Raw genomic sequence first — 21,169 nt, forward strand, 5'->3', positions numbered from 1 at the left:
CGGCTTCACTGCCGGCTGGCGGTCACCCACGCCGATCAAGATGATGTGGGTCAGATGATAAGGTCGTCGGCATAGACCGAAAGGACCCATCCCGGCAGGTAGGGAGCTGCCTGCAGCAGGTGGCCCCTTTCAAAGACCAGAACCTGCCGAGGCGGTTCGTTGAGATGTGAATTGTCAAAGACCATGCCCCGGTCGGCACGGAGGACGGCTTGCCGGATCAGCGGCTGCCCACGATCGTAGCGTGCTCGAATCTTTTCTTCCGGGACATCATGGCCGCCTTCTTCGGTGCGTCCCTTGACCCGCGCCACCGAGAGATCGGGACTGTCGACACCGACATGCATGACAATGACGATGTAGCCATGCGTTCGCGCTCTTTCGATGATCTCCAGCTTCGATGGGTGAGAGAAGACAGTCTCCGTCGCAAAACTTTGCCTGCCTCAAACATCTCCGCCCGGCGGTCGCGCGCAATCTCGGCGGCTTTATAAGCCGCTTCCATCGAGTTGTCCTTGAGCTCCTCGCGCTGAATGATGTCGGCATTGATAAAAGGACCCGCGAAGCTTGGAGCAACGCGGGTCTGGTAGAGAGTCGACTTGCCGGCGCCATTTGGTCCGGCAAGCAGGACAAGACTGGGTCTCATGCGGCTGCGTCATCCTTTGCGTAGATGAGGTTGCCACCTGCATCGAGACCAACGCCGCGACCCAACATTCTGCGTTGAGCAAAGAACTCTTGTTCAGCCGTCGTCGCTTCAGCCATCTTGGTCGTGAACGCATCGAGCCAAGCCGCTTCTTCATCCTCTTGGAGTTCGGTCGTATCGAGCCGGCCCTCCAGCGCCAGCTTTATCCGGCCGTAGTCGAAGGTCCCGGAATGCTCGATTGCTCGCCCGATCTTTACCCAATGGGTGATCTGACCGGCAACAGATCGGCTCTGAAGATCGGCTTCGCGACGGATGAGCGCCATAATGTCGTCAGCAAGTTTCACGGATTGAGCCATGGTCATCTCCTGCGTGACTATATGGGTAGCAAAATGCCACCTGAAAATCAAGGTGCGGGGCGGACGAGCCCCCAAGGCTGGTGATGTCGACACCTTCATGGCGCAGAGGCCGGTGTGGGGGATGACCGAGATTTGCTACAGAGGCGCGACCTGAGTGGTACGTGGCCAGATTTCAGAAGCGCTGGGCGTGGGTCGAGCTTGTGACCAAATTGAACTGATCTGTAAATCACGCCTGTGGTCGACTGGATTTTAGGCTTCGGAGGCGGCTCGACCATGAGATCGAACAGGGGTCAAGGCTTTACATGAGCGGCGGGCTAAATTATATATTCTCCACAAGGAGAATGATTATGGCCAGCACATCACACGCCTACACGCCAACCGAAGCGGCGGCTGTCAGCGAGATCGCTGTGAAGTCGGTGCACAATGCGATCGACAAGCGCATCATCGAGACTCATCTTGTTGGCAGCAGGGGGCGAGCACTCACCGATGAGGATCTGCTTCGGTTGAAGCTCTGGTATGGCGTCGGATCGATCTTGTCTGCCGAGCGGCGCAAGCGCCTCTTCGACACCATCGACCAGAACCCCGATGCCAAAACCGTGAGGGCAGACGATTATCTCATTATCGACGTTGCGCGGGCACGAGAACAACTGGCCGCGCGGGCCGAGGCGCTTCGAGAAGCCGAACGAATGATTGAAAGCGTGAAAGGCGTCGTGGGCGGCGAGCCGGTTTTCAAGCGAACCCGTGTTCCCGTGCGAACGATTGCCGCGATGAAGATCCAAGGCGCAAGTACAGCGGAAATCGTCGAGGGCTATCCTTCGCTCACCGAGCGCATGGTGGAACTTGCCGAGATCTGGGTTGCGGCCCACCCCGCCAGAGGACGTCCGAAGAAGCTTTCGGAGCAGGGCCTGAAGGTGAAATCCGTGAAGCACCTGAGCCTTCGGAGCGAGAACGCCTCAAAACCGTCTGGCTCGACCTCGTGAGGTTTCTTATCGATGAATGCCTTCACACGTCTCTCGTGGCGGTGGCTCAAGCGCACGGCCACGATTGTTTTCATGTGAACTGGCTGGGACTGAGCGGCGAAACCGACTGGGACCTGATGCCTCGGATCATCGAGGAGGATTTTACTTTCGTAACGAACAATGCCCGCGACTTCCGGAAGCTCTACGCCAAGGAAGAGCTGCACGCGGGTCTGGTGATTATCGTCCCGCAGGTGCTGCCTGTGCTGCAACGAGACTTGTTTGCCATCATACTGCAGGATTTGGCGGACACCCAGGATATGGTCAACGAAGTCATCGAAGTGACCCTCGATGGCGAAGACGCTGTTCTCACGCGCTATTCGCTTCCAGAGGCATAGCGGTCTTCCCACGGAGATCATTGTCCTCCAATCGTCGACAGGTCGATCCGCATCTCGGCCGATCCAACGTTTTCGCTTTTCTCGACGCTTTGAGCGTCTGTATCGGCAGCCGGTAGGCATAAAGGGAAGGCGCCTGGCGATCAACATGCAATCGCCGTCGGGTTGGCCGCTTAAGAAGCGCGCCGGATGTGGCGGGCGAGGGAGGTGAGAGGGGGAGGGGGGAAGGGGTGTTCGCGACGGGTTAAGGTGGTCGGAGAGAGGCTCCGGCCGGCCCGTCATGGAGAACCGACATGGCTCAGGCCATCCAGAAAATTACCCTTAGCGCGGCGCGCGACATTCCCTTCAACAAGCTGGTCCTCAGCCAGAACAACGTTCGCCGGATCAAGGCCGGCGTTTCGATCGAAGACCTTGCGGAAGACATCGCGCGGCGCGGCTTGCTTGCCAGCCTCAATGTCAGGGCTGAGCTCGACGGCGATGGCAACGAGACCGGTTTCTACCGGGTTCCGGCCGGCGGTCGCCGCTACCGTGCCCTGGAGCGACTGGTCTCCCAGAAGCGGCTCGCGAAAACCGCCGGTGTCCCCTGCATCGTCAGCCAGGCGGCAACGCCGGAGGTCGAGGATTCCCTTGCCGAAAACGTGCATCGGGTCGACCTCCACCCGCTCGACCAGTTTCGGGCCTTCCAGACTTTGAAGGAACAGGGGCAGGATGAAGACGACATCGCCGCCCGATTCTTCGTCTCCGTCGCGACGGTGCGGCAAAGGTTGCGGCTTGCAGCGGTCTCACCGCGCCTTCTCGATCTCTACGCCAGCGACGAGATGACCCTGCAGCAGGTCATGGCGTTCTCGATCACCAATGATCATGTCCGGCAGGAACAGGTTTGGGACACGATTTCGCGCCAGCATGTCCGCGAGCCCTATTACATCCGCCGGCTTCTGACCGAAACGGCAATCCGGGCGAGCGACCGCCGCGCCGTCTATATCGGTATCGAAGCCTATGAGGCTGCCGGCGGTGTGGTCATGCGCGACCTCTTCGACGAGGACAATGGCGGCTGGCTGCAGGACCCGGCCCTTGTCGAGCAGCTCGTCATTGAGAAGCTCAATGCCGACGCCGAGGCGATCAGGTCCGCTGAAGGCTGGAAATGGGTCGATGCTGCCTTCGATTTCCCCTACGGCCATACGTCGGGGCTTCGCCGCTTCTACGGCGAGCAGCCGGAGATGACCGCGGATGAGCTGGAGCGCTACGATGCCGTCAAAGCCGAGTACGACGCGCTCGATGCAGCTTATGCCGAGGCCGAAGACTATAGTGAAGACACCGAGCGCAAACTGGAGGAACTTGGCGGCGAACTCGACCGGCTGAACGACCGCGCTTACGTGTTTGACGGCGACGAAGTCGCGCGCGGCGGCGCATTCATCTCGCTCGGTGCAAACGGCGAGCTCAAGATCGAGCGAGGTTTCGTCCGTCCAGAGGACGAACCGAAGATGGACGTTGATAGGAGCGACGCGTCGGAAGGTGATTACGATGTCGCCGGCGGCCGTCCGACCGGTTCTGCCGACGGCAACGCGGCGCATGGTGTCGGCTCCGTGAATGCCGAAAGCGAAGAAGAGGATGGTTCGCTTCGGCCGCTCTCCGAACGCCTGGTCCTGGATTTGACGGCAACCCGCACCGTGGCGCTGCGCAATGCGCTCGCCAATGATCCTGTCATTGCATTCGTCGCTGTGCTGCACGCCTTCGTGCTGAAGACCTTCTATCTCTACGGGTCCGATACATGCCTGGAGGTGACGCTGCAGAGCGCCCGATTCTCGCAGACGCCGGCGCTTGGTGATACCGCGTGGGCCAAGGAGATCGACCAGCGGCAGGAAGCATGGGGTCAGGATCTCCCCAAGGATCCCGACGCGCTTTGGGGCTTCCTGATCGGGCTCGACGACGCTAGCCGGCAGGCACTCTTTGCACATTGCGCCTCGCTGTCGTTGAATGCGGTCATCGAACCCTGGAACAAGCGCAGCCGCGCGATCGCGCATGCCGACCAGGTCGCACGATCGATCGGTTTCGACATGGTCGAGGCCGGTTGGACGCCAACGGCCGACAACTACCTGGGTCGGGTCACCAAGGCTCATATCCTCCAGGCCGTGCAGGAAGCGAAAGGCGAGCAATCGGCACAGCTGATCGGCCATCTGAAGAAGAGCGATATGGCGCGTGAGGCCGAACGGCTCATCGCCGGAAGCGGATGGTTGCCGCAGCCGCTCCGCGCGGCCGAAGACGTCACCAGCGATGATGTCTCCACAAAGGTCGAGAACACCGGTGTCACTCCTGACGCCGAGGTTGGCGCCGCGCTCCCCGCCTTCCTGACGGAAGACCTCGATTCCTGCGATCGGGACGACGACGCGGATCGAGAAGACGGCTACGGCCATCTCGACGCCGCTGAGTAAACCGATCTCCCCATCTCATCCAAGGCCCGGCCCCACAGCTGGGCCTTTCTTTTTAAGGAGCATTCCGATGCCCGACTATACGATTGAAACCACCTATCGTCTGCCGGTCTTCCGCCATCGCACCTATCGCGCCGAGTCGTGCGATGCCGCATGTCGCGCGGCAATTGAGGACAACGATTGGGACGACGCCCGGCATGACTACGAATCCGCAGGCGAGACTCATGTGACCGGCATCTGGCAAGGCGCCGATGCCGCCTATCGCGCTCCGGCCATCACAATTCGCTCTGAGTTGAAGGAACCGGTTCAGCGCAAGGCGGTGCACTTCGAAATCCTGCTCGGGGTCCTGAAGATCATCCTCGCCGACATCCGGTCGGACAGGCCAACCGCCTCCGATTGGGTCGCAAGAGCGTCGTGGGCGGTCGCCCGCGCGGAGGCGATCCTTGCCGGCGCACCCGATCCCGAATCCCTATCCGGGACGATCATAGGAGGCGAGAGCGATGGCTGAGATCATCGAGACCGTCGTCTATCGGTTCCATGAGCTGTCGGATGCGGCGAAGGACAGCGCCCGCGCCTGGTACAGCGAAGGCGGCTTTGACTACGACTGGTTCGATTTTGTCTATGAAGATTTCGAGCGCATCTGCGAAATCCTCGGCCTCCGCCTCAAGACACGCACGGTCCGTCTCCAGGGCGGCGGCTCCCGCCAGGATCCCTGTATCTGGTTCAGTGGGTTCTGGAGCCAGGGAGATGGTGCGTGCTTCGAAGCCTACTATTCCCACGGCAAGCAGGCGCCGCGCCGGATCAGGAAATACGCGCCGCGGGATGCAGAGTTGCATCGGATCGCCGACATGCTCCAAGCAATTCAGAAGCGCAATTTCTACCAGCTCCGCGCGGATGCCACCCATCGTGGCCACTACTACCATGCCTATTGCATGGCGATCTCGGTTGAGCGGGACAGTCCGTCGTACCAGGCAATGACGATCAACGCGGAGGAAGCCGTCATCGAGAGCCTCCGCGATCTTGCTCGCTGGCTCTACCGGCAACTCGAGCGCGAATACCAGTATCTAACGTCGGACCAGGCCGTCGACGCGGCGATTTCGGCCAACGGCTACACCTTTACCGCATCCGGCCAGCGCTTCGGCTGATCCGCGCCGGTGCGGCCAATCTCAGAGGAAGAGGGCCGTCAGGCGGGGGCGGTCAAGATGCGGCGGAGGGAGAGAAGAAGTCTCGCCCGTCACGGGTGCGGAAACCTGCCGTCGCGAACTCACATCTGACCACATCATCGGCTGCCACCGCCTCCGGCAGTCACCATCCCCAACAGCCCGGCCCAGTGCCGGGCGTTCTCGTTTCAGGAGACTCCTATGAACACGATGATTTACAGCGTTCAACCGGCATCGTCCGGCTTCAAGGTCGAAATTTCCCGCGGCGAACGCATCGGACGGGTTTCATCCGAATGGTTCTCGCGCCCCGACGACGAGCGATACCTGTCGCTTTCCGAACTCCATCATGCCGTCAAGTCTAGGGCCGAGCGAGCGCGTGTCCGGACAGTGGAAACCTCGGCGATCCGCGTCGAAGCGACCCGCAGCAATGCCGAGCGACTAGAACTGGTGGTGCCGGGCGGACGCCAGCCGATCGCGCCGACCCATTGGAGCTACGGCCAGCTTTGCAGCCTGGTCGGCGCTCCCGCGAGCTACATGCGCCAGCTTCCCGCGCCGCTTGCCGCGATCAACCTGCAGCACGGCCTCCTCGACGGCCGCACTGAGCTCGTAAAGACGCTGGAGATGGACGACGGCCGCACCGAGCTCAGGGCTGTGACGGGTCCCGACTATGGCAGGATCTGGGATCACGCGCTCGTCTCGGCGATCATGAACATCGCCGGTAATGGGACTGGAGATACCCTGTGGAAAATACCAGGGGTCCTCGATTGGTCTTCCATGACCCACAACCCCTTCGTCGACATCACCAAAGACACGACGACACTCTATGCCTCCGACCGCGATGTCTTCGTATTTTTGGTCGATGACACCCACCCGATCGAGGCGGGGCGGTTGCCGAACGGCGAGCCCGATTTGTATTTCCGCGGCTTTTATGCCTGGAACAGCGAGGTCGGCTCGAAAACACTTGGAATCGCGAGCTTTTACCTGCGTGCCGTTTGTGCCAACAGGAATTTGTGGGGCACCGAAAATTTCCAGGAAATCACCATCCGGCACTCTAAGTTCGCGGCACAGCGCTTTGCCCATGAGGCAGCACCGGCGCTGACGAATTTCGCCAATTCCTCGCCCGCCGCCTTTGTGGCCGGCATCCGCGCGGCACGCGAGCGGGTCGTTGCGCGAAACGACGAGGATCGCACGGATTTCCTGCGTAAGCGCGGCTTCTCCAAGGCCGAATCCGGCAAGATCATCGAGACGGTGCTTTGCGAAGAAGGTCGCCCGCCCGAGTCGATTTTCGACTTCGTGCAAGGGATCACGGCGCTCGCGCGGGGCAAAGCCCATCAGGACACCCGCCTTGAGCTGGAAGGCAAGGCAAAGAAGCTGCTCGAACAAGCTTCCTGATCGCCTCGACAAACCTTTCAACCAACCCCTGATCGCCCGGCGTTGCGCCGGGCCTTCCCCTTGCTGCGGCTAAGAAGTCGAGACTGGGCTGATCTACGCCTGATCCGTCCCGACCTGATGGGCGCTGAGCAACAACCTGCCCTTCGCTAAATTATGGAGAAATCTCATGAAGACCACCAAAGCGTATCTCGTAGAGCCACTAATCGGGACGATCCGCATCGTGGGGATCCCCAAAGAAAACCGGCTTGCCGTCATCCGAAACCTGATCGGCTGCGATCTCATCGACATGGTACAGATCAATGAGACCCTTGCCATTGTCGTCGACGACAACGGTCTACAGGAGGTCCTGCCTTGCGTGACGCAGCTTCACGGCTATCCGTCGCCGTTCGCCGGCAATCTCCTGATCATCGGTACGGACGAATATGGCGAGACCGTCGATGTCACGACCGAAATCGAAGACGTCGCCAGCCGGCTTACGATCGTCAGGCCGATGTTGCATCCGGTGTTCGAGCCGCTAAACGGCCCGCGCATTTTCGGCACGCGGCTGAGCGCCATGGAAGTGCATGTCGACCAGCGCCCGCCAGCGGTCATCAGCAAAGCCCATTGATCAGAAAGCAATTCCCTGGTTCCGCTGCTAGGGTAGTCTCGGCATATCGCCGTCGGCGACACGCCAGACCCATGGGATCATCTCCGGGCGCGTCTCCATCAACTCCGCAAGCGCTGTCTCGAAATCGTTGCTCGACCCGGTCGGCACGATATACATCGCGACAGGCCCCGACCGTTCTTGGGGCAGCGTGACAGATGCGATCGGTTGATCTACGGCTAGATTGAAGCGCAAGCCCTTCACGCTCTTGCGCCGCCATCCGGACAACTTTTCCAAAAGGCGTTGTTCCTCGACGCTCTCGAACGGAATCCAGTTCTCATTGACCACCATCAGCGCGATTTCCTCCACCGTGGCTATCCCCGCCCCCGAAATCCCGAAGGTCGCGATCATGAGGAGATGGAACTCTTTGTTCGAGCGCCAGAGCTCGAGCTCTGTTTCAAACCTGGCGTTCAGGCGTCTCCAGGTGCCGGCGTCGATCATGAAGGGGAAGGGTAGGTGGCGCACCAGGATTTTCTGGCCGTCTCTCGCAGCGTCGAAGTCCTTCACTTCCGCCACCGCCAGCATGAGTTTACGCGGCCCCGAACCGGACGCTTTCGCGCCGGCAAGTGCCGCCGCACGGCGAGCAGCGATCCCGTCCTTGTCCTCCGGGTGGAAAGCCTCGGGGACAAACAAGATGTCGCTGAGCGGCGCACCGCGAACATTCATTTGGCTAGCCGCATTGACAAGGCTTGCGCGAACACGCCCCCAGCCGCGCTTTCCGCTCCAGAGCGCAGTCCACTCTGTCAGTTCGCCCGTATCCCAAAGATAGTGCAGCAGGGCGCGTAGCGACAATTTCCTCGCTTCATTGCGCTCGCTCTCGGCCGGCTGCGATGGCTGAGCAGCGTTCGCGCGGCTGCCGCGTTTGGACAGGGAAAAATCGAGCTTGAGGATCGACGATCCGGATGCCGCGTCGATCTGGATCGCATTCCCGATCAGTGGGCCGAGACCGGAGAGCTCGTAGGGCGGTTCAAAGGATGAGCAGCCGGCTTCGTGATCCCGCCCGGTCAGCGGCATCCGCTTGACGAGGTATTGGCCGTCAACCTGGGCAATATACATCGGGACCGGCGGGTCCTTGCACTGGCACTGCGGCCGGAGCTTCTGTTCATACGCCTGCGGGAGGACACCCTGCAATTCCGGAGAACCCTCTTCGAATGACCTGCCGCCGATTAGAAACCGCCGCACATTGTCCCTCCTGATCGGTCATTTCAGTCGCACGTGATCGCGCCGACTGCGATGTAACACGAAGCCGGTCGACTATACTAGCGCAGAAAGACCACTATGGGTTATTGCTTCGGCCCGGCAGGGAGCCAACGCAGCGGAATTGGAAGGGAACAACAGTATGGGCCTGAGCTCGCACCGGTCGCAGCCCGTGTTGTGCCGGTGCTGAGCGTTGGGAGAGGGAGAGAGGGGCCGGAATGGGTTGGCCCGGCGAGACTTGGAGAGCGTCCGGGCGGGCCGGTCCTTTCTCGCTCTCGAACAGGGTATCCCATGAACGTGATCTCTTCCACGGCCGCGAACGCTGCGGCCATGCCGGGTGGCACCTCCAACGAACGTTTCCGCGCCAGTAAAATCCGCAAAGCCGGCGAGGCGCTTCTGCTGCTTCTTGAACGTGGAGAGGCAATCGACGCCGCCGATCTCCGCACCAACCTGGACGACGCTTTCGGCGGCTCGGATGCCGAGGGCCTCTGGACCTGGAAAGACGCCTACGAGGCATGCGAAGTCGCGCAGGTGCTCTTCCTGCGCAAGTTCGGTGCGGCGATCGCCGCCCGCTCAAACTCGTCGCAGGCAGCACTTGCGATGTTGACGAAGATCGCGAGCCTGATCCCCAGTCACAGGCGCCGCTCAGAGGAGAGCCAGCAGTTTCAGCAGTTCTCGACGCCGATTCCGCTGGGCTATGTCGCGGCCCGCGCTGCCGGCCTCGTGGCGAAAGACATCGTGCTCGAACCGTCTGCCGGGACGGGACTGATGGCAATCTTCGCCGAGCTTGCCCATGCATGCCTGGCACTCAACGAATATGCGCCTGTCCGGCATGCGCTTCTCGAGCAACTCTTTGCGGCCTCGACGGTCACGCAGCATGACGCCGCCCACATCGACGACTACCTTGACCGCTCGGTGAGCCCGACCGTCGTGCTGATGAACCCGCCGTTTTCAGCCGGCGTTCACGTCGAGGGCCGCGTGGCCGACGCCGCATGGCGTCATCTGACCTCGGCCTTCGCGCGGCTTGCCCCGGGTGGGCGGCTCGTGGCGATCACCGGTGCCAGCCTTTCTTCCGACAACCCGAACTGGCGAGACGCCTTCGTTCGCTTGCACGAGCGCGGCTCGGTCCTGTTCAGCGCCGCCATCGACGGCGGCGTCTATGCGCGGCACGGCGCGACAATCGAGACGCGCCTGACGGTGATCGACAAGATAGCCCCCGCCGATCCAACGAGCTTCGTTGCCTCGCACGGTGTCGCTCCCGATCCGGAAACATTGCTCGCCTGGATCTCCGCCCTTCCGCCGCGTTCCCCGTCCCTCCTACCCATCGGCATCCTGTCCGACTGCACAACAATGGCCGCACGCCAACGCGCTGATACGCTACCCCCTGTGGCGGCCAGCGCGTCTGCGGTGCGCTCTTCGCCTGCTGTCCGTGCCCCGCGTCCCGGGTTCTCGCCTGTGTGCCCTGCCGACGATCAGGTCGTCGAGCTCTCCTACGAGCTGCGCGATACTTCGCCCAAAATCCGGGTTGATGTCGCCGACGGCATTTACGAGCCCTATCAACTGCAGGCGATCCATATCCCCGATGCAAAACCCCATCCGGACAGGCTGGTCGAGTCCGTCGCAATGGCGTCGGTCGCGCCACCCAAACCGACCTACCGCCCGCATCTGCCAAAGCGTGCCGTCACCAAAGGCGATCTTTCCGACGCCCAGCTCGAAAGCGTGATCTATGCCGGCGAAGCCCATTCCGGCTATCTCGCCGGCCACTGGTCCGTCGATGCGAGCTTTGACAATCTCAGGGCAGTGACTCCAAACGCCGAGGGCGCGGTCCGCTATCGGCGCGGCTGGTTCCTGGGAGACGGCACAGGCGCCGGCAAGGGCCGTCAAGCGGCCGGGATTATTTTGGACAACTGGCTTAAAGGACGCCGCCGCCATCTGTGGATCTCGAAATCCGAGACGCTGATCGAGGATGCACAGCGCGACTGGAGCGCGCTCGGCCAGGAGAAGCTGCAGGTCACACCGCTTTCACGGTTCCGCCAGGGCGCGCCGATCAAGCTCCACGAAGGCATCCTCTTCGTCACTTTCGCCACACTGCGAAGTGACGAACGCGAGGGAAAGCGGTCGCGCGTCCAGCAGATCGTCGACTGGTTGGGAGGCGATTTTGACGGAGTTGTGATCTTCGACGAAGGTCATGCGATGGCAAACGCTGCGGGCGGCAGGTCCGAGCGCGGGGAAAAGGCTGCTTCGCAACAGGGCCGCGCCGGTCTGCGTCTGCAGCGTGCCCTTCCCGATGCCCGCGTCGTCTATGTCTCCGCGACCGGTGCATCCGAAGTCGAGTCGCTTGCCTATGCCGAACGGCTGGGCCTCTGGGGAGGCGCCGACTTTTCGTTCTCGACGCGATCCGAGTTCATTGCGGCGATCGAGGACGGCGGGGTGGCGACCATGGAAGTGCTTGCCCGCGATCTCAAGGCCATGGGCCTCTACGCCTCGCGGTCGCTCTCCTTCGAGGGCGTCGAATACGATATCCTCGAACATGCGCTCACCGACGAACAGGTACGCATCTACGATTCCTACGCCGAGGCTTTCCAGGTCATTCATAATCATCTCGACGCGGCGCTCGAGGCCTCCGGCATTTGTAGCAGCACGGGCACACTCAACAAAAGCGCCAAGGCCACGGCGCGTTCAGCCTTCGAAAGCTCGAAGCAGCGTTTCTTCAATCATCTTCTGACCTCGATGAAGACGCCGGCGCTGATTGGTGCGATCAACAACGATCTGGACCAAGGCCACGCCGCGATCGTTCAGATAATCTCCACCGGCCAGTCGCTCACCGAACGCCGGCTGGCAGAAATCCCGACCGAGGAGTGGGGCGATATCCAGGTCGACGTCACACCGCGCGAGATCGTCGCGGAATATCTCAACCATTCCTTCCCGATCCAGCTTTTCGAGGAATATTCCGACGACCAGGGCAATCTGCTGTCGCGGCCGGTCCATGATGCCGACGGCAATCCAGTCCTTTGCCGCGAAGCCGTCGCCCGCCGAGACGCTCTCCTTGAACGGCTCGGCAGTCTGCCTGCCATTCCAACGGCGCTCGACCAGATCGTCCAGCACTTCGGCACGACCCGCGTTGCCGAGATCACCGGCCGCACGCGTCGGATCGTGCGCCGTGACGGCAGCGGCGCGATTGCCCGCTTTGCCGTCGAGAACCGGCCGGGCAGCGCCAATCTCGACGAGACGCGCGCTTTCATGGATGACGAGAAGCCGATCCTGATCTTCTCCGAAGCCGGCGGCACGGGACGCTCCTACCATGCCGACCTCGGCGCCAGGAACCAGCGGCTGCGGCTCCACAATCTCCTCGAGGCCGGATGGCGGGCGGACGTGGCGATCCAGGGGCTGGGACGCAGTCATCGTACCAACCAGGCGCAGCCGCCGCGTTTCCGCATGATCGCCACCAACGTCAAGGCCGAACGGCGATTTCTGTCGACCATCGCCCGGCGTCTCGACACGCTTGGAGCGATCACGCGCGGACAGCGGCAGACCGGCGGGCAGGGGATGTTCCGCTCCGAGGATAATCTCGAATCCCAATATGCCCGCGATGCGCTCAGGCAGTTCTATAGGCTCATCCATGGCGGCGGTATCGAAGGCTGCTCGCTCGAAACGTTCGAGACGATCACCGGCCTGTCATTGACGGCAGAGGAAAATAGAATCAAGGACGAGCTGCCGCCGATTCACACCTTCCTCAATCGGATGCTGGCGCTGACGGTTCGCATGCAGAACTTGCTGTTCGATGCCTTCGAGCAATTGCTCGCCGCCCGTGTCGAGGGCGCGATTGCGTCCGGCGTTTACGACAAGGGGCTGGAGACGCTTGTTGCGGACCGCATGACGGTGAAGGATCGGCGGCTGGTCTATACCCATCCGGTCACCGGCGCGCAGTCGCATCTCTTGACCATCGAACGCATGGATCGCAACAGGCCGATGGTGCTTTCCGACGCATTGGAACTCGCCGCGCATGATCGCCAAGCGAAGCTTGTGATCAACGGCAAGTCCGGCCGCCCGGCCGTCCAGGTTCCGGCTCGCTCGTTCATGCTCGATGACGGATCAATTGAGCCGCGGGTGGCGCTCATCCGGCCGATGGACGAGATCCGCTTCGAGCTGCGTCAGCTCGAAGAGACGAATCGGGAGGAAACGGATAAGCAAACCTTCTCTGCCGCCTGGGAGGCCGAGGTCGCCAATCTCCCCGAATTTTCGCTTTCGACCATGCACGTTGTCTCCGGCCTGCTTTTACCGATCTGGAAACTGCTGCCGCAGGATTATTGCCGGGTCTATCGCCTTCAGACCGACGAGGGTGAGCGCATCGTTGGCCGTCTGATAACGTCCGAAGGGCTCTCTCGGCTGTGCCGGAATTTCGGGCTCGACCAGACCGAAGTCGTCAGCGCCGATCAGATCTGGCAATCGCTGCTCGCCGGATCCTCGGTTGTCGGACTTGCCGGCGGCATGACGCTGCGGCGTGTCCGGGCAATGAACAACTACCGAATCGAGCTCACCGGCTTCACCGACGGCATGCGCGACAGGCTCCGGGCAATCGGCCTGTTCTCGGAAATGATCGCCTGGAAATTGCGGTACTTCATTCCAAAGTCGGAGGAAGGACCGGCGATCCTGTCGCGCCTGATCGAACGGCATCAAGTTGTCGACGTCGACGGCCGGGGGTGACCGTGATGTTATCCGCCTCGCAACTGGCGGATCGTCTCGCGCGCGACGCGGAGGCTGTCTGCCGCTATTATCTCTCCGCCGGCCACCGGGCCGGCAATTACTGGATCGTCGGCGATGTCGCCAACAACAAGGGTCGTTCGCTCTATGTTCGGCTTAAAGGTGATCGTGCGGGTCGCTGGACCGATGCCGCCTCCGGCCAATATGGCGATTTGCTCGATCTCGTACGGGAGGCCTGTGGGCTTGTCGACTTCCGTGACGTCGCCGATGAGGCGCGGCGTTTCCTGAACGAGCCCCGTGATCCAGCCCGTGCTGAACCGGGATTGTCGCAAAGCGGTGACGCTCCAACTGCGTCGATCGACCGACCGGCTGGCGAACGGGCACGACGGCTGTTTCGAATAACCGAACCGCTTGCCGGCACGCTCGCCGACGGCTACCTGCGCCAGCGCGGCATCCTGCGGGCGGCCTTGCATCCGGCGCTGCGGTTTCACCCATCCTGCTACTACCGCGATCTCGCAAGCGGCGGGACCAGCCGCTATCCGGCCCTGATCGCTGCTGTGACCGATCAATCCGGTGCTATCACGGGCGTGCATCGCACATACCTTGCGTGCTCCGGATCGGAGCCGGGCGGCGTTGGCAAGGCGCCGGTCGACACACCCCGCCGTGCGCTGGGTACGCTGCTCGGCAATGCAGTGCGGTTCGGCTTTCCCGCCAAGGACCTTGTGCCGGTCATGATCGCGGGTGAGGGGCTCGAAAGCATATTGTCGCTGTCTCATGTGATGCCCGCCATGCCGATGGTTTCGGCGCTGACGGCCAATCACCTCGCCGCCTTCCGGCCGCCGGCAGGGTGTCTGCGCCTATACCTCGCCGCTGACGCCGATGCCGCCGGCCGGCACGGCATCGAAGGGTTGAGCCGCCGGGCGCAGGCGCTCGGCATCCTGCCGCTGGTGCTTAACCCCGAACTCGGCGACTTCAACGAGGACCTGCGACGGCTCGGGCCACACCGGCTCATGGCAAATCTCCGCGACCAGCTCGCACCGGAGGATGCGCAGACTCTTCTGTCCGTATGACGCGGCAGCCGCGGAGGCACATGGCGGGCGCGGCACTGCGCCGTGATGGACAGTGCCGGTCCGGAAGGGCCGCAATCCGGCTATGCGCGCGCCTGCGGGCCTGGCGAGAGGCGACCCTTATCATGCGGCGTCCAGGCCTTCAGCGGGTCGGTCAGGTTTCTTCCCCGCGCCGGCGCATTTTTCGCGCATCGGCTGATCCGGAAAGCGGGACCGCTTCCGGGCCGATGCCGGGCCGGCGCTCCTCGCGGGCCAGGAAACCTTCCCTCCGCCGCCCGGCGCTTCGCTGGGCCGCTCGCTTTGCTCGCGGTTCCGGCCCGTCTGCCGCGTGAACTGGGATCGCCGTCAGGCCGCGAGAGGCGCGGCCGAAACCGACGGAGACCATCATGAACCGCACACTTCCCATTGACGACGCCTTCGAGCCTCACCACGCATCCTCCCCGACCGACCAATTCATCTACGAGATGCAGATCCATGGCTATCGCCCCTTCCAGGACGAGCCGGATCCGCGGCCCCTACCGGAGGAACCGGTCGTCCGCTCCGCGCTGACCGCGATCTTCGACGCGCTCACGGAGATGCTCGGCGACACGCGGCTGGAACCCGATCTCGAAGACCTTTACTGGTCGACCGTCAATCTTTTCCACCGTGCCGGCGAACGCATCCAGCGCGAACTGCAGCGCAACGAAGATGCGCAACGAACCGGGCAGAGCGAACAGGACGGCTCGGAGGTGAAAAGCGTCGAGCTGGAGCGCCACATCGCCGAGGGCATCACCCTTCTTGAGCGCCGCAACGCTTTCGAATTCATGCGCGACTATGCGGCTGATCTGTTCGAAGCCGAGACGGGCTCGGCCTGGCGGCCGCGCACCGGCTCCAAGGTCAGCCACGCCAACATGACCGCGGCGATGATCGACTCGAAAGACTTCCTGTCGGCCCGCCGTCGCGCCGAGACCGAGGTGCTGATGCCGGCCGGTACCAAGATCGCCTTTTCCGGCGGCATGGACTACAACGATCATGAGCGGATCTGGGGTAAACTCGACCTTGCCCATGCCAAGCATCCCGACATGGTTCTCCTGCACGGCGGCTCTCCGAAAGGCGCCGAGCGCATCGCCGCCTGCTGGGCCGAAAGCCGCAAAGTGACGCAGATCGCCTTCAAGCCGAACTGGGCAAAGCACGCCAAGGCAGCTCCTTTTCGTCGAAACGACGAGATGTTGTCGGTGATGCCCGCAGGCGTCATCATCTTCCCGGGCTCCGGCATTACTGGCAATCTCGCCGACAAGGCCCGCCGCCTCGGCATCCCCGTCTGGCAGGCGAGCGCAGAGAGCGCCTGATGGATGATCGCAACGCCATGCGGCAGTCCCGCATGGCGATATTTCCGATCGGTAAAACGAGATACACCTTGACCTTGTCTGCTATTGCAACCGCCCAATGCCGTCCAGGCCCGCGTTTCGCTCGATGACATCGAGCCGCTTCAAGTCCTAATCCGCAGGTGAGGCAAACGGCGAAATGACCTACCCTTGAAATATCTCTCTCGATCCTCTGTGTACACACCTAGGATGTACAGCGTGACGTGGGCGTCTGGAGGCGGTTATGCATACGACAAAGGTATTCAAAAACGGCAATTCCCAGGCCGTGCGCATTCCGGCCGATCTTGCTTATGGCCAGAATGACATCAAAGTCGAGATCGAGCGGGTGGGCGAAGAGTTGCGCATTCGGCCGTTGCGGCCTTCGCTTGCGAGTGTTCTGGACCGTTTTGCGCGTTTCTGCCCATCCTTCATGGCAGAAGGTCGTGGCGAGCAGGAGCAGATGGAGCGGGATGCCATCTGATGGCGCTTTACATGCTCGATACCAGCATGTGCATCATATCTAATGAAGCATCAGCCGCCGGAAGTCGCCCGGCGGTTCGCTGAATGCAAAGTCGGTGATGTCCTCATCTCCGCCATCACCTTCGCCGAACTGGAGTACGGTGTCGCCGTTTCCGCAAATCCCGAGCTGGAACGGACCAACCTTGAATTTCTTGTCGAGGCGATTCCGGTCGCGCCGTTTGACGCGGATGCGGCTCGTGCCTACGGACCCGTTCGCGAAGCAACGCGTGATCGAAAGAAGGAGCACCTCGATAAACCGATCGCCGCTCATGCATTGGCTCTGAACGACGCTCTTGTCACCTACAATGAGCGCAACTTCTTATCTTATCCAGAACTCCGGGTTGAGAATTGGCTGCAGTCCCATTAGGTGCAGATCCAAGGCGCTTCAGCTCATGCTGCTTTAACTGCGTATGTATTTCACGGATGGTAACAGACAGTCTCCGAAGACCGGTCTCCTGAAACCTGCCACGGTCCATGTAAGCCGTCAATTCGTGTACATCAAGTGCACTGGTCAGTCGACGCGCCAAAGTCCGCGAACCGCCGAGCAGGGTCTCGACTTCTGAACACTGCCGTTGGTTGCTTCTTCCAAAACCGTGTTCGCGGTGGCTGCCACAGATGCCTCCCTCGCGTCAATTGTCGTCCTCACTATGACAGTTGACGTGAAGAAATTCAAAGCAGACGGAAGCGATCATTGGAGGCTTGTGAACAGTCTCTCGTCGCCAATCGACCGCTTCCTGAAAAGGCAAGGCGCGCCTGTGCTGCTATTTATTCAATGCATCCTTCAGCGCTTTGGCGGGCGTGAACGCGAGCTTTCTTGCCGCGGCAACCTTGATCGTGGCGCCAGTCGCGGGATTGCGTGCTTCCCGCTCAGGCGTGTCTTTCGGCTTAAACTTGCCAAATCCCGGGATCGACGTTTCAGCGCCTGTGGTCGCGGCCGTTGTGATCTCCCGGAATACGGATTCGACGATTGCCTTGCTCTGCGCTTTGGTCAACTGATGGTCGGCGGCAATCTTGTCGGCGATTTCATTGGTTGTGGTCATGATCAGTCCCCTCTCTAAAAGCATGACCATTTCACCGAAGTACGGTCGATGTCACCTTCCGGGCCGGTCGCCCTGACCGGCTCATGTGGCATTTCCACAGTTTCCGACGGGAATGTAGCCCTTCTGGCGTTTCCGCCGCGCCAATTCCAGGAAGTGGCGTGCCGCGTCCCGCTCCGTCGGAAAGACCTCGCATTTGATGCCGCCGCGTTTTCCGATCCGCCCCCATGACCGCACGACAGCCGTCTCGCCGAACAACGTCGTCTCGATCGCCAGCATATAGTAGCGCGCCATGTTACGTGTGGCGTCGATGCGCTGATAGTAGAGTTTGAACGGATAGAGAGCCATGTCTCGAAGAATCGTGGCATACGCCCGTCCTGTCCAACGACTGTTTTGAATCGATCAACCCGCACCGATTCACGGCGTTGATAGATCGATCGGATCGAGCGGCCGGAGCGTGAGGGCCGATTGCTGCAAGATGCCAGATCGTGCCCGCGGTTGTCGGCGGCGGTGCCGATGGACTTGTTGCTGTCAGAGATGCCCGCAGGTATTTGCGCCACCGGCGCGCTGCGATCATGCAGACATGTTGCACCACCGTGCCTACTGCGTTGACCGGTCAAAGCCTCAGGCAATTGTTGGCGGGTGTGGCGCGACGGCGATCTCGACTTTTCCCGAGGAGGCTTTGAAGTCAGCGCTCGGTTCGCTTGTCAGCTGCGGGGAGGGCGAGGGGCGGGGCGGTCCTGATGGCCTCGGTATTCGTTCATGCCGTTAGACCTAGCTCGGCGCAATCGGATAGCCATGGCGGGATTACCCTTCGATCGCGCTTCGGGGCCATTCCCGTTCTCTATGTCGCCTTTCTAAGGGACCGGCCGCAACCAGCGTCAACCCCGCAAGGGGGTTCCCCGGCGCTTCGCTCCGGTGACGCCTGCGGCGCGGCCCCTTCTTCGGGCGCCATCGGGAATGGTCCCGAGCAACCGAAGGAGTAACTACCATGGCCACCACGATCGCAACCCTCACGCAAAAGACTGACGGCAGCCTCGAAGGCATCTTCGCAACCATCCGGGTCAACGCCCCGATCGCCATCGTCCCGAACGCCCACAAGGCAAGCGAGGAAGCACCTGACTACCGCATCATCCACCGCAAGACCGGTTTCGAGATCGGCGCCGGGTGGAACCGCGTCGCCCGCCAGACCGGCGAGGAATACCTCTCGGTCAAGCTTGAGGCCCCTGAGATCGGCGTCATTTTCGGAAACCTCGCCCCCGCGCCCGGCGGAGAACCGAACCGCAAGGTCATCCTCTGGAATAACCCGGCCTGAAGCCGGCGACCGGCCCCTCAAGGGGCCGGTCCCATCCCGGACACGACGCCGCTACGAAAAGGACCTTCGCATGAGCCGCTACACGATCACCGTCGCCCACCTTGCCAGCCAAACAACCGATGCGGATGCCGTTATCGGCTACGACCGTCCACTGCAGACCTTCTTCCTGCAGGCATTCCCCGACGCAGAGGGCGAGGATCTCGCCCTCTGGCTTGGAACCGATTTACGTGCCTACGAAACGCTTTCCGCTCTGCGCACCGCAGCACTTGCTCAGGGCTACGACTTCATCCCGATGGCCACCGATACTGTCAGGTCTCTCGCCAACGATCTCGCCCGCGAAGGATGGCGCTCTCATCCCGACCCTCTCCTTGAAGCGCTGTTGAGCCACAAAACCGCCCCGACCTGATCTGGCGGTTACGTCTGAGCTGCAGTTAGCCGATGACGGCCACGGGCGAGTCTATTTGTTCCAGAATTTCGTCGGCTCCTTCTCGCCAAGCCTGCCTTCCGGGGCTGCTCTCAGAGGCGGCAACTTCGCTGCCGCTCGCTTTTTGGTGCCACACGAGAGGTTGGTTTTCTGCTCAGACTGTCCAAGTCTGTCATGAGGCAAGGAAGGCCTCAAGGCCCGAGCGGCCCCTCGCAATTTTTCCTCCGCTGCGTTGCACTCCGCTCCAGAAAAATCGGTTCCTCCGCTCGTCCGGCTCCGCCGGTCGCGTTCCGCGAGCCTTGACCCCTTCCTTGCCTCATGACCGTCGGCGGCATCTTTCACGTCTACAAGGATGACGACGATGACGAACAGCTACTATTTCACCCTTGAATGCACCATCGAGGAACTGCGGGCCGAGGCCAAAGAGGCGGCGACCCTGGAAGAGCGCCGCATGATCGAGGCTGAGCTTGAGGCGCTCAAGGCCGAGCTCGAGGAATATGCCCGGGAGCAGCTGCCGTGAGGCAGCTTCTTTCGCTCGGCTTTGGAGCGCGAGAGGCCGGATCGACCCTCCCCTCGCGCTTGCACCGCGTCCGGGCAGTTGCGCTATGGCTCGATCACAATTAGACTCGTGCAAAAGCGCCAGTTTATGGCAACAGCCGGATTTCCCGCTGTTGTCCAACAGATCCAGGAGCGAGCGCCTTCGTCGGGCGCCGCACGCCGAGACGGGATGTCCATTCATGGCAATCAATCCTCACGCCGCAACCGATCATTCCGACCCCGTTCGGAAGGCTCCCTATTGGCGCTTGCTTGCTTTGCCTTTTGTACTTAAAGCCGTCGGCCACATCGTCCTCTACTGCATCTGGTATGTCGCCTTCTATCTCCTGTGCGCGTTTCGGCCGTTCACCGGGATGCTGGTTCTGGCGGCAATCGTCATGCTGCCGATATCGATCGTCGTCCTTGCCCATCCGCAGGCAGCGGCGGGCATGCCGTTTTGGCTGATCGGCCTGATGGCGATCGGGTTTGTCGCCTTTGCCCTTGGCTATACAATGTTCGTCGATTGGTTGACGCCGCCTGGTGCTGAAGATCCGTTCAAGCGATATCGGCGTCAACGTTAGAAATCCGCCGACTGGCGCTACCACGAATGCTGCGAGATTTCTTCAATCCATTGCTTGCCGTCATAGGCAAATTCGACGTCGATCGACATGACAGTTGGGTCGTCGGAAAATCGGGTGCGGACCATCGAAGCGGCAAACGCATTCGAGGCCTGCTCTTCGGCAAGCGTCCGATCCGCGCGAGTCATATCGACAATCTCGGGCGCCACACAAAATGTCTTGCAGGCGCCGACGAGCCAGAGCGTGATATCGTCTCCCCAGCAGACGCTCGCCGAGCTTCAGCCAGCATATCGTCCAGTCTCTCGGGATTCACGGACCAAGCCATGGCAAAGCCAGGCTCTGCTCTGACTATGATTGAGAACGGCTGCGGAGATACATTGCCCCATGCCGAACGAACCGATCCCGCTGGGCGCCTCAGCAACGCGGCTTTGCCCCTGTTCCACATCGACCAGTTCACCGTACATTGTCTTGACCGTATGGTCCTCACTTGGT

General features: G+C 61.6%; 22 protein-coding genes. 16 read left to right on the forward strand and 6 right to left on the reverse strand.

Annotated elements, in window-relative coordinates:
* Positions 1 to 50: 50 nt before the first annotated feature.
* Complete coding sequence (locus ACQ7C1_RS26975) at positions 51 to 341, reverse strand: hypothetical protein (RefSeq protein WP_430960480.1); 291 nt, start codon at positions 339 to 341, stop codon at positions 51 to 53.
* Between the two features lie 292 nt (positions 342 to 633).
* Positions 634 to 990 carry a TA system antitoxin ParD family protein gene (locus tag ACQ7C1_RS26980; RefSeq protein WP_430960481.1) on the reverse strand — a complete coding sequence of 119 codons (357 nt, stop codon included), beginning with the start codon at positions 988 to 990 and terminating at the stop codon, positions 634 to 636.
* Positions 991 to 1,337: 347 nt separating this feature from the next.
* Here ACQ7C1_RS26980 and ACQ7C1_RS26985 point away from each other — a divergent pair, with 347 nt between their 5' ends.
* The 7 genes from ACQ7C1_RS26985 to ACQ7C1_RS27015 all read left to right on the forward strand — a co-directional run bounded on the left by ACQ7C1_RS26985 (position 1,338) and on the right by ACQ7C1_RS27015 (position 7,926).
* Positions 1,338 to 1,970, forward strand: a complete 633-nt coding sequence (locus ACQ7C1_RS26985) for a DUF433 domain-containing protein (RefSeq protein ID WP_430960482.1) — start codon at positions 1,338 to 1,340, stop codon at positions 1,968 to 1,970.
* The gene (locus tag ACQ7C1_RS26990; protein WP_430960483.1) at positions 1,967 to 2,344 is read left to right on the forward strand and encodes a DUF5615 family PIN-like protein; all 378 of its coding nucleotides are present in this window, start codon (positions 1,967 to 1,969) and stop codon (positions 2,342 to 2,344) included. Before ACQ7C1_RS26985 ends, ACQ7C1_RS26990 begins: the two co-directional genes overlap by 4 nt.
* A 290-nt stretch (positions 2,345 to 2,634) precedes the next feature.
* Positions 2,635 to 4,770 (forward strand): ParB/RepB/Spo0J family partition protein, encoded by a 2,136-nt coding sequence (locus ACQ7C1_RS26995; RefSeq protein WP_430960484.1) that lies wholly within the window; start codon positions 2,635 to 2,637, stop codon positions 4,768 to 4,770.
* 67 nt (positions 4,771 to 4,837) lie between these two features.
* Positions 4,838 to 5,275 carry a hypothetical protein gene (locus ACQ7C1_RS27000; RefSeq protein ID WP_430960485.1) on the forward strand — a complete coding sequence of 146 codons (438 nt, stop codon included), beginning with the start codon at positions 4,838 to 4,840 and terminating at the stop codon, positions 5,273 to 5,275.
* Positions 5,268 to 5,912 carry an antitoxin of toxin-antitoxin stability system gene (locus tag ACQ7C1_RS27005; protein WP_430960486.1) on the forward strand — a complete coding sequence of 215 codons (645 nt, stop codon included), beginning with the start codon at positions 5,268 to 5,270 and terminating at the stop codon, positions 5,910 to 5,912. Before ACQ7C1_RS27000 ends, ACQ7C1_RS27005 begins: the two co-directional genes overlap by 8 nt.
* Positions 5,913 to 6,128: 216 nt before the next feature.
* The gene (locus tag ACQ7C1_RS27010) at positions 6,129 to 7,319 is read left to right on the forward strand and encodes a DUF932 domain-containing protein (RefSeq protein WP_430960487.1); all 1,191 of its coding nucleotides are present in this window, start codon (positions 6,129 to 6,131) and stop codon (positions 7,317 to 7,319) included.
* Between the two features lie 166 nt (positions 7,320 to 7,485).
* The gene (locus ACQ7C1_RS27015) at positions 7,486 to 7,926 is read left to right on the forward strand and encodes a DUF3846 domain-containing protein (protein ID WP_430960488.1); all 441 of its coding nucleotides are present in this window, start codon (positions 7,486 to 7,488) and stop codon (positions 7,924 to 7,926) included.
* A gap of 27 nt (positions 7,927 to 7,953) precedes the next feature.
* Here the strand turns inward: ACQ7C1_RS27015 and ACQ7C1_RS27020 are convergent, their stop codons facing one another.
* A complete protein-coding gene (locus ACQ7C1_RS27020; RefSeq protein ID WP_430960489.1) occupies positions 7,954 to 9,144 on the reverse strand; it encodes a DUF1173 domain-containing protein in 1,191 nt (396 codons plus the stop codon).
* Between the two features lie 306 nt (positions 9,145 to 9,450).
* On the opposite strand from ACQ7C1_RS27020, the gene ACQ7C1_RS27025 reads away from it, so the two are divergent.
* From ACQ7C1_RS27025 to ACQ7C1_RS27045, 5 genes are all read left to right on the forward strand, one after another.
* Positions 9,451 to 13,863 carry a strawberry notch-like NTP hydrolase domain-containing protein gene (locus tag ACQ7C1_RS27025; protein WP_430960490.1) on the forward strand — a complete coding sequence of 1,471 codons (4,413 nt, stop codon included), beginning with the start codon at positions 9,451 to 9,453 and terminating at the stop codon, positions 13,861 to 13,863.
* 5 nt (positions 13,864 to 13,868) lie between these two features.
* Positions 13,869 to 14,930, forward strand: a complete 1,062-nt coding sequence (locus ACQ7C1_RS27030; RefSeq protein WP_430960491.1) for a DUF7146 domain-containing protein — start codon at positions 13,869 to 13,871, stop codon at positions 14,928 to 14,930.
* Between the two features lie 383 nt (positions 14,931 to 15,313).
* On the forward strand, positions 15,314 to 16,255 hold the full coding sequence (locus ACQ7C1_RS27035) for a DUF2493 domain-containing protein (RefSeq protein ID WP_430960492.1): 942 nt from the start codon (positions 15,314 to 15,316) through the stop codon (positions 16,253 to 16,255).
* Between the two features lie 259 nt (positions 16,256 to 16,514).
* Positions 16,515 to 16,751 carry an antitoxin gene (locus tag ACQ7C1_RS27040; RefSeq protein ID WP_430960493.1) on the forward strand — a complete coding sequence of 79 codons (237 nt, stop codon included), beginning with the start codon at positions 16,515 to 16,517 and terminating at the stop codon, positions 16,749 to 16,751.
* Between the two features lie 42 nt (positions 16,752 to 16,793).
* Positions 16,794 to 17,156 (forward strand): type II toxin-antitoxin system VapC family toxin, encoded by a 363-nt coding sequence (locus tag ACQ7C1_RS27045; RefSeq protein ID WP_430960494.1) that lies wholly within the window; start codon positions 16,794 to 16,796, stop codon positions 17,154 to 17,156.
* A gap of 394 nt (positions 17,157 to 17,550) precedes the next feature.
* Here ACQ7C1_RS27045 and ACQ7C1_RS27050 read toward each other — a convergent pair whose 3' ends face one another.
* Together ACQ7C1_RS27050 and ACQ7C1_RS27055 are read right to left on the reverse strand one after the other, a co-directional pair.
* Positions 17,551 to 17,829 (reverse strand): HU family DNA-binding protein, encoded by a 279-nt coding sequence (locus tag ACQ7C1_RS27050; RefSeq protein ID WP_430960495.1) that lies wholly within the window; start codon positions 17,827 to 17,829, stop codon positions 17,551 to 17,553.
* A gap of 81 nt (positions 17,830 to 17,910) precedes the next feature.
* Positions 17,911 to 18,174 carry a WGR domain-containing protein gene (locus tag ACQ7C1_RS27055; RefSeq protein ID WP_430960496.1) on the reverse strand — a complete coding sequence of 88 codons (264 nt, stop codon included), beginning with the start codon at positions 18,172 to 18,174 and terminating at the stop codon, positions 17,911 to 17,913.
* Positions 18,175 to 18,817: 643 nt separating this feature from the next.
* Here ACQ7C1_RS27055 and ACQ7C1_RS27060 point away from each other — a divergent pair.
* The 4 genes from ACQ7C1_RS27060 to ACQ7C1_RS27075 all read left to right on the forward strand — a co-directional run bounded on the left by ACQ7C1_RS27060 (position 18,818) and on the right by ACQ7C1_RS27075 (position 20,680).
* Positions 18,818 to 19,141 (forward strand): DUF736 domain-containing protein, encoded by a 324-nt coding sequence (locus ACQ7C1_RS27060; protein WP_430960497.1) that lies wholly within the window; start codon positions 18,818 to 18,820, stop codon positions 19,139 to 19,141.
* Positions 19,142 to 19,211: 70 nt separating this feature from the next.
* Positions 19,212 to 19,547, forward strand: coding sequence for a hypothetical protein (locus ACQ7C1_RS27065; RefSeq protein ID WP_430960498.1), 336 nt, complete (start codon positions 19,212 to 19,214; stop codon positions 19,545 to 19,547).
* A 379-nt stretch (positions 19,548 to 19,926) separates the two neighbouring features.
* On the forward strand, positions 19,927 to 20,085 hold the full coding sequence (locus ACQ7C1_RS27070) for a hypothetical protein (protein WP_430960499.1): 159 nt from the start codon (positions 19,927 to 19,929) through the stop codon (positions 20,083 to 20,085).
* A gap of 217 nt (positions 20,086 to 20,302) precedes the next feature.
* On the forward strand, positions 20,303 to 20,680 hold the full coding sequence (locus ACQ7C1_RS27075) for a hypothetical protein (RefSeq protein WP_430960500.1): 378 nt from the start codon (positions 20,303 to 20,305) through the stop codon (positions 20,678 to 20,680).
* Positions 20,681 to 20,697: 17 nt separating this feature from the next.
* Here the strand turns inward: ACQ7C1_RS27075 and ACQ7C1_RS27080 are convergent, their stop codons facing one another.
* Complete coding sequence (locus ACQ7C1_RS27080) at positions 20,698 to 20,865, reverse strand: hypothetical protein (RefSeq protein ID WP_430960501.1); 168 nt, start codon at positions 20,863 to 20,865, stop codon at positions 20,698 to 20,700.
* Positions 20,866 to 21,169: the final 304 nt, after the last annotated feature.

Source organism: Rhizobium sp. Nf11,1, assembly GCF_050587665.1.
Lineage (GTDB): Bacteria > Pseudomonadota > Alphaproteobacteria > Rhizobiales > Rhizobiaceae > Rhizobium.

Coding starts and splice junctions, on each gene's coding strand:
- ACQ7C1_RS27055 (WP_430960496.1), bottom strand. CDS start 18,174: ATGGCTCTCTATCCGTTCAAACTCTACTATCAGCGCATCGACGCCACA.
- ACQ7C1_RS27065 (WP_430960498.1), top strand. CDS start 19,212: ATGAGCCGCTACACGATCACCGTCGCCCACCTTGCCAGCCAAACAACC.
- ACQ7C1_RS27025 (WP_430960490.1), top strand. CDS start 9,451: ATGAACGTGATCTCTTCCACGGCCGCGAACGCTGCGGCCATGCCGGGT.
- ACQ7C1_RS27005 (WP_430960486.1), top strand. CDS start 5,268: ATGGCTGAGATCATCGAGACCGTCGTCTATCGGTTCCATGAGCTGTCG.
- ACQ7C1_RS27040 (WP_430960493.1), top strand. CDS start 16,515: ATGCATACGACAAAGGTATTCAAAAACGGCAATTCCCAGGCCGTGCGC.
- ACQ7C1_RS27045 (WP_430960494.1), top strand. CDS start 16,794: ATGAAGCATCAGCCGCCGGAAGTCGCCCGGCGGTTCGCTGAATGCAAA.
- ACQ7C1_RS27015 (WP_430960488.1), top strand. CDS start 7,486: ATGAAGACCACCAAAGCGTATCTCGTAGAGCCACTAATCGGGACGATC.
- ACQ7C1_RS27035 (WP_430960492.1), top strand. CDS start 15,314: ATGAACCGCACACTTCCCATTGACGACGCCTTCGAGCCTCACCACGCA.
- ACQ7C1_RS27060 (WP_430960497.1), top strand. CDS start 18,818: ATGGCCACCACGATCGCAACCCTCACGCAAAAGACTGACGGCAGCCTC.
- ACQ7C1_RS27075 (WP_430960500.1), top strand. CDS start 20,303: ATGGCAATCAATCCTCACGCCGCAACCGATCATTCCGACCCCGTTCGG.
- ACQ7C1_RS27080 (WP_430960501.1), bottom strand. CDS start 20,865: ATGACTCGCGCGGATCGGACGCTTGCCGAAGAGCAGGCCTCGAATGCG.
- ACQ7C1_RS27050 (WP_430960495.1), bottom strand. CDS start 17,829: ATGACCACAACCAATGAAATCGCCGACAAGATTGCCGCCGACCATCAG.
- ACQ7C1_RS26980 (WP_430960481.1), bottom strand. CDS start 990: ATGGCTCAATCCGTGAAACTTGCTGACGACATTATGGCGCTCATCCGT.
- ACQ7C1_RS26975 (WP_430960480.1), bottom strand. CDS start 341: ATGCATGTCGGTGTCGACAGTCCCGATCTCTCGGTGGCGCGGGTCAAG.
- ACQ7C1_RS27030 (WP_430960491.1), top strand. CDS start 13,869: ATGTTATCCGCCTCGCAACTGGCGGATCGTCTCGCGCGCGACGCGGAG.
- ACQ7C1_RS27000 (WP_430960485.1), top strand. CDS start 4,838: ATGCCCGACTATACGATTGAAACCACCTATCGTCTGCCGGTCTTCCGC.
- ACQ7C1_RS27010 (WP_430960487.1), top strand. CDS start 6,129: ATGAACACGATGATTTACAGCGTTCAACCGGCATCGTCCGGCTTCAAG.
- ACQ7C1_RS26985 (WP_430960482.1), top strand. CDS start 1,338: ATGGCCAGCACATCACACGCCTACACGCCAACCGAAGCGGCGGCTGTC.
- ACQ7C1_RS26995 (WP_430960484.1), top strand. CDS start 2,635: ATGGCTCAGGCCATCCAGAAAATTACCCTTAGCGCGGCGCGCGACATT.
- ACQ7C1_RS27070 (WP_430960499.1), top strand. CDS start 19,927: ATGACGAACAGCTACTATTTCACCCTTGAATGCACCATCGAGGAACTG.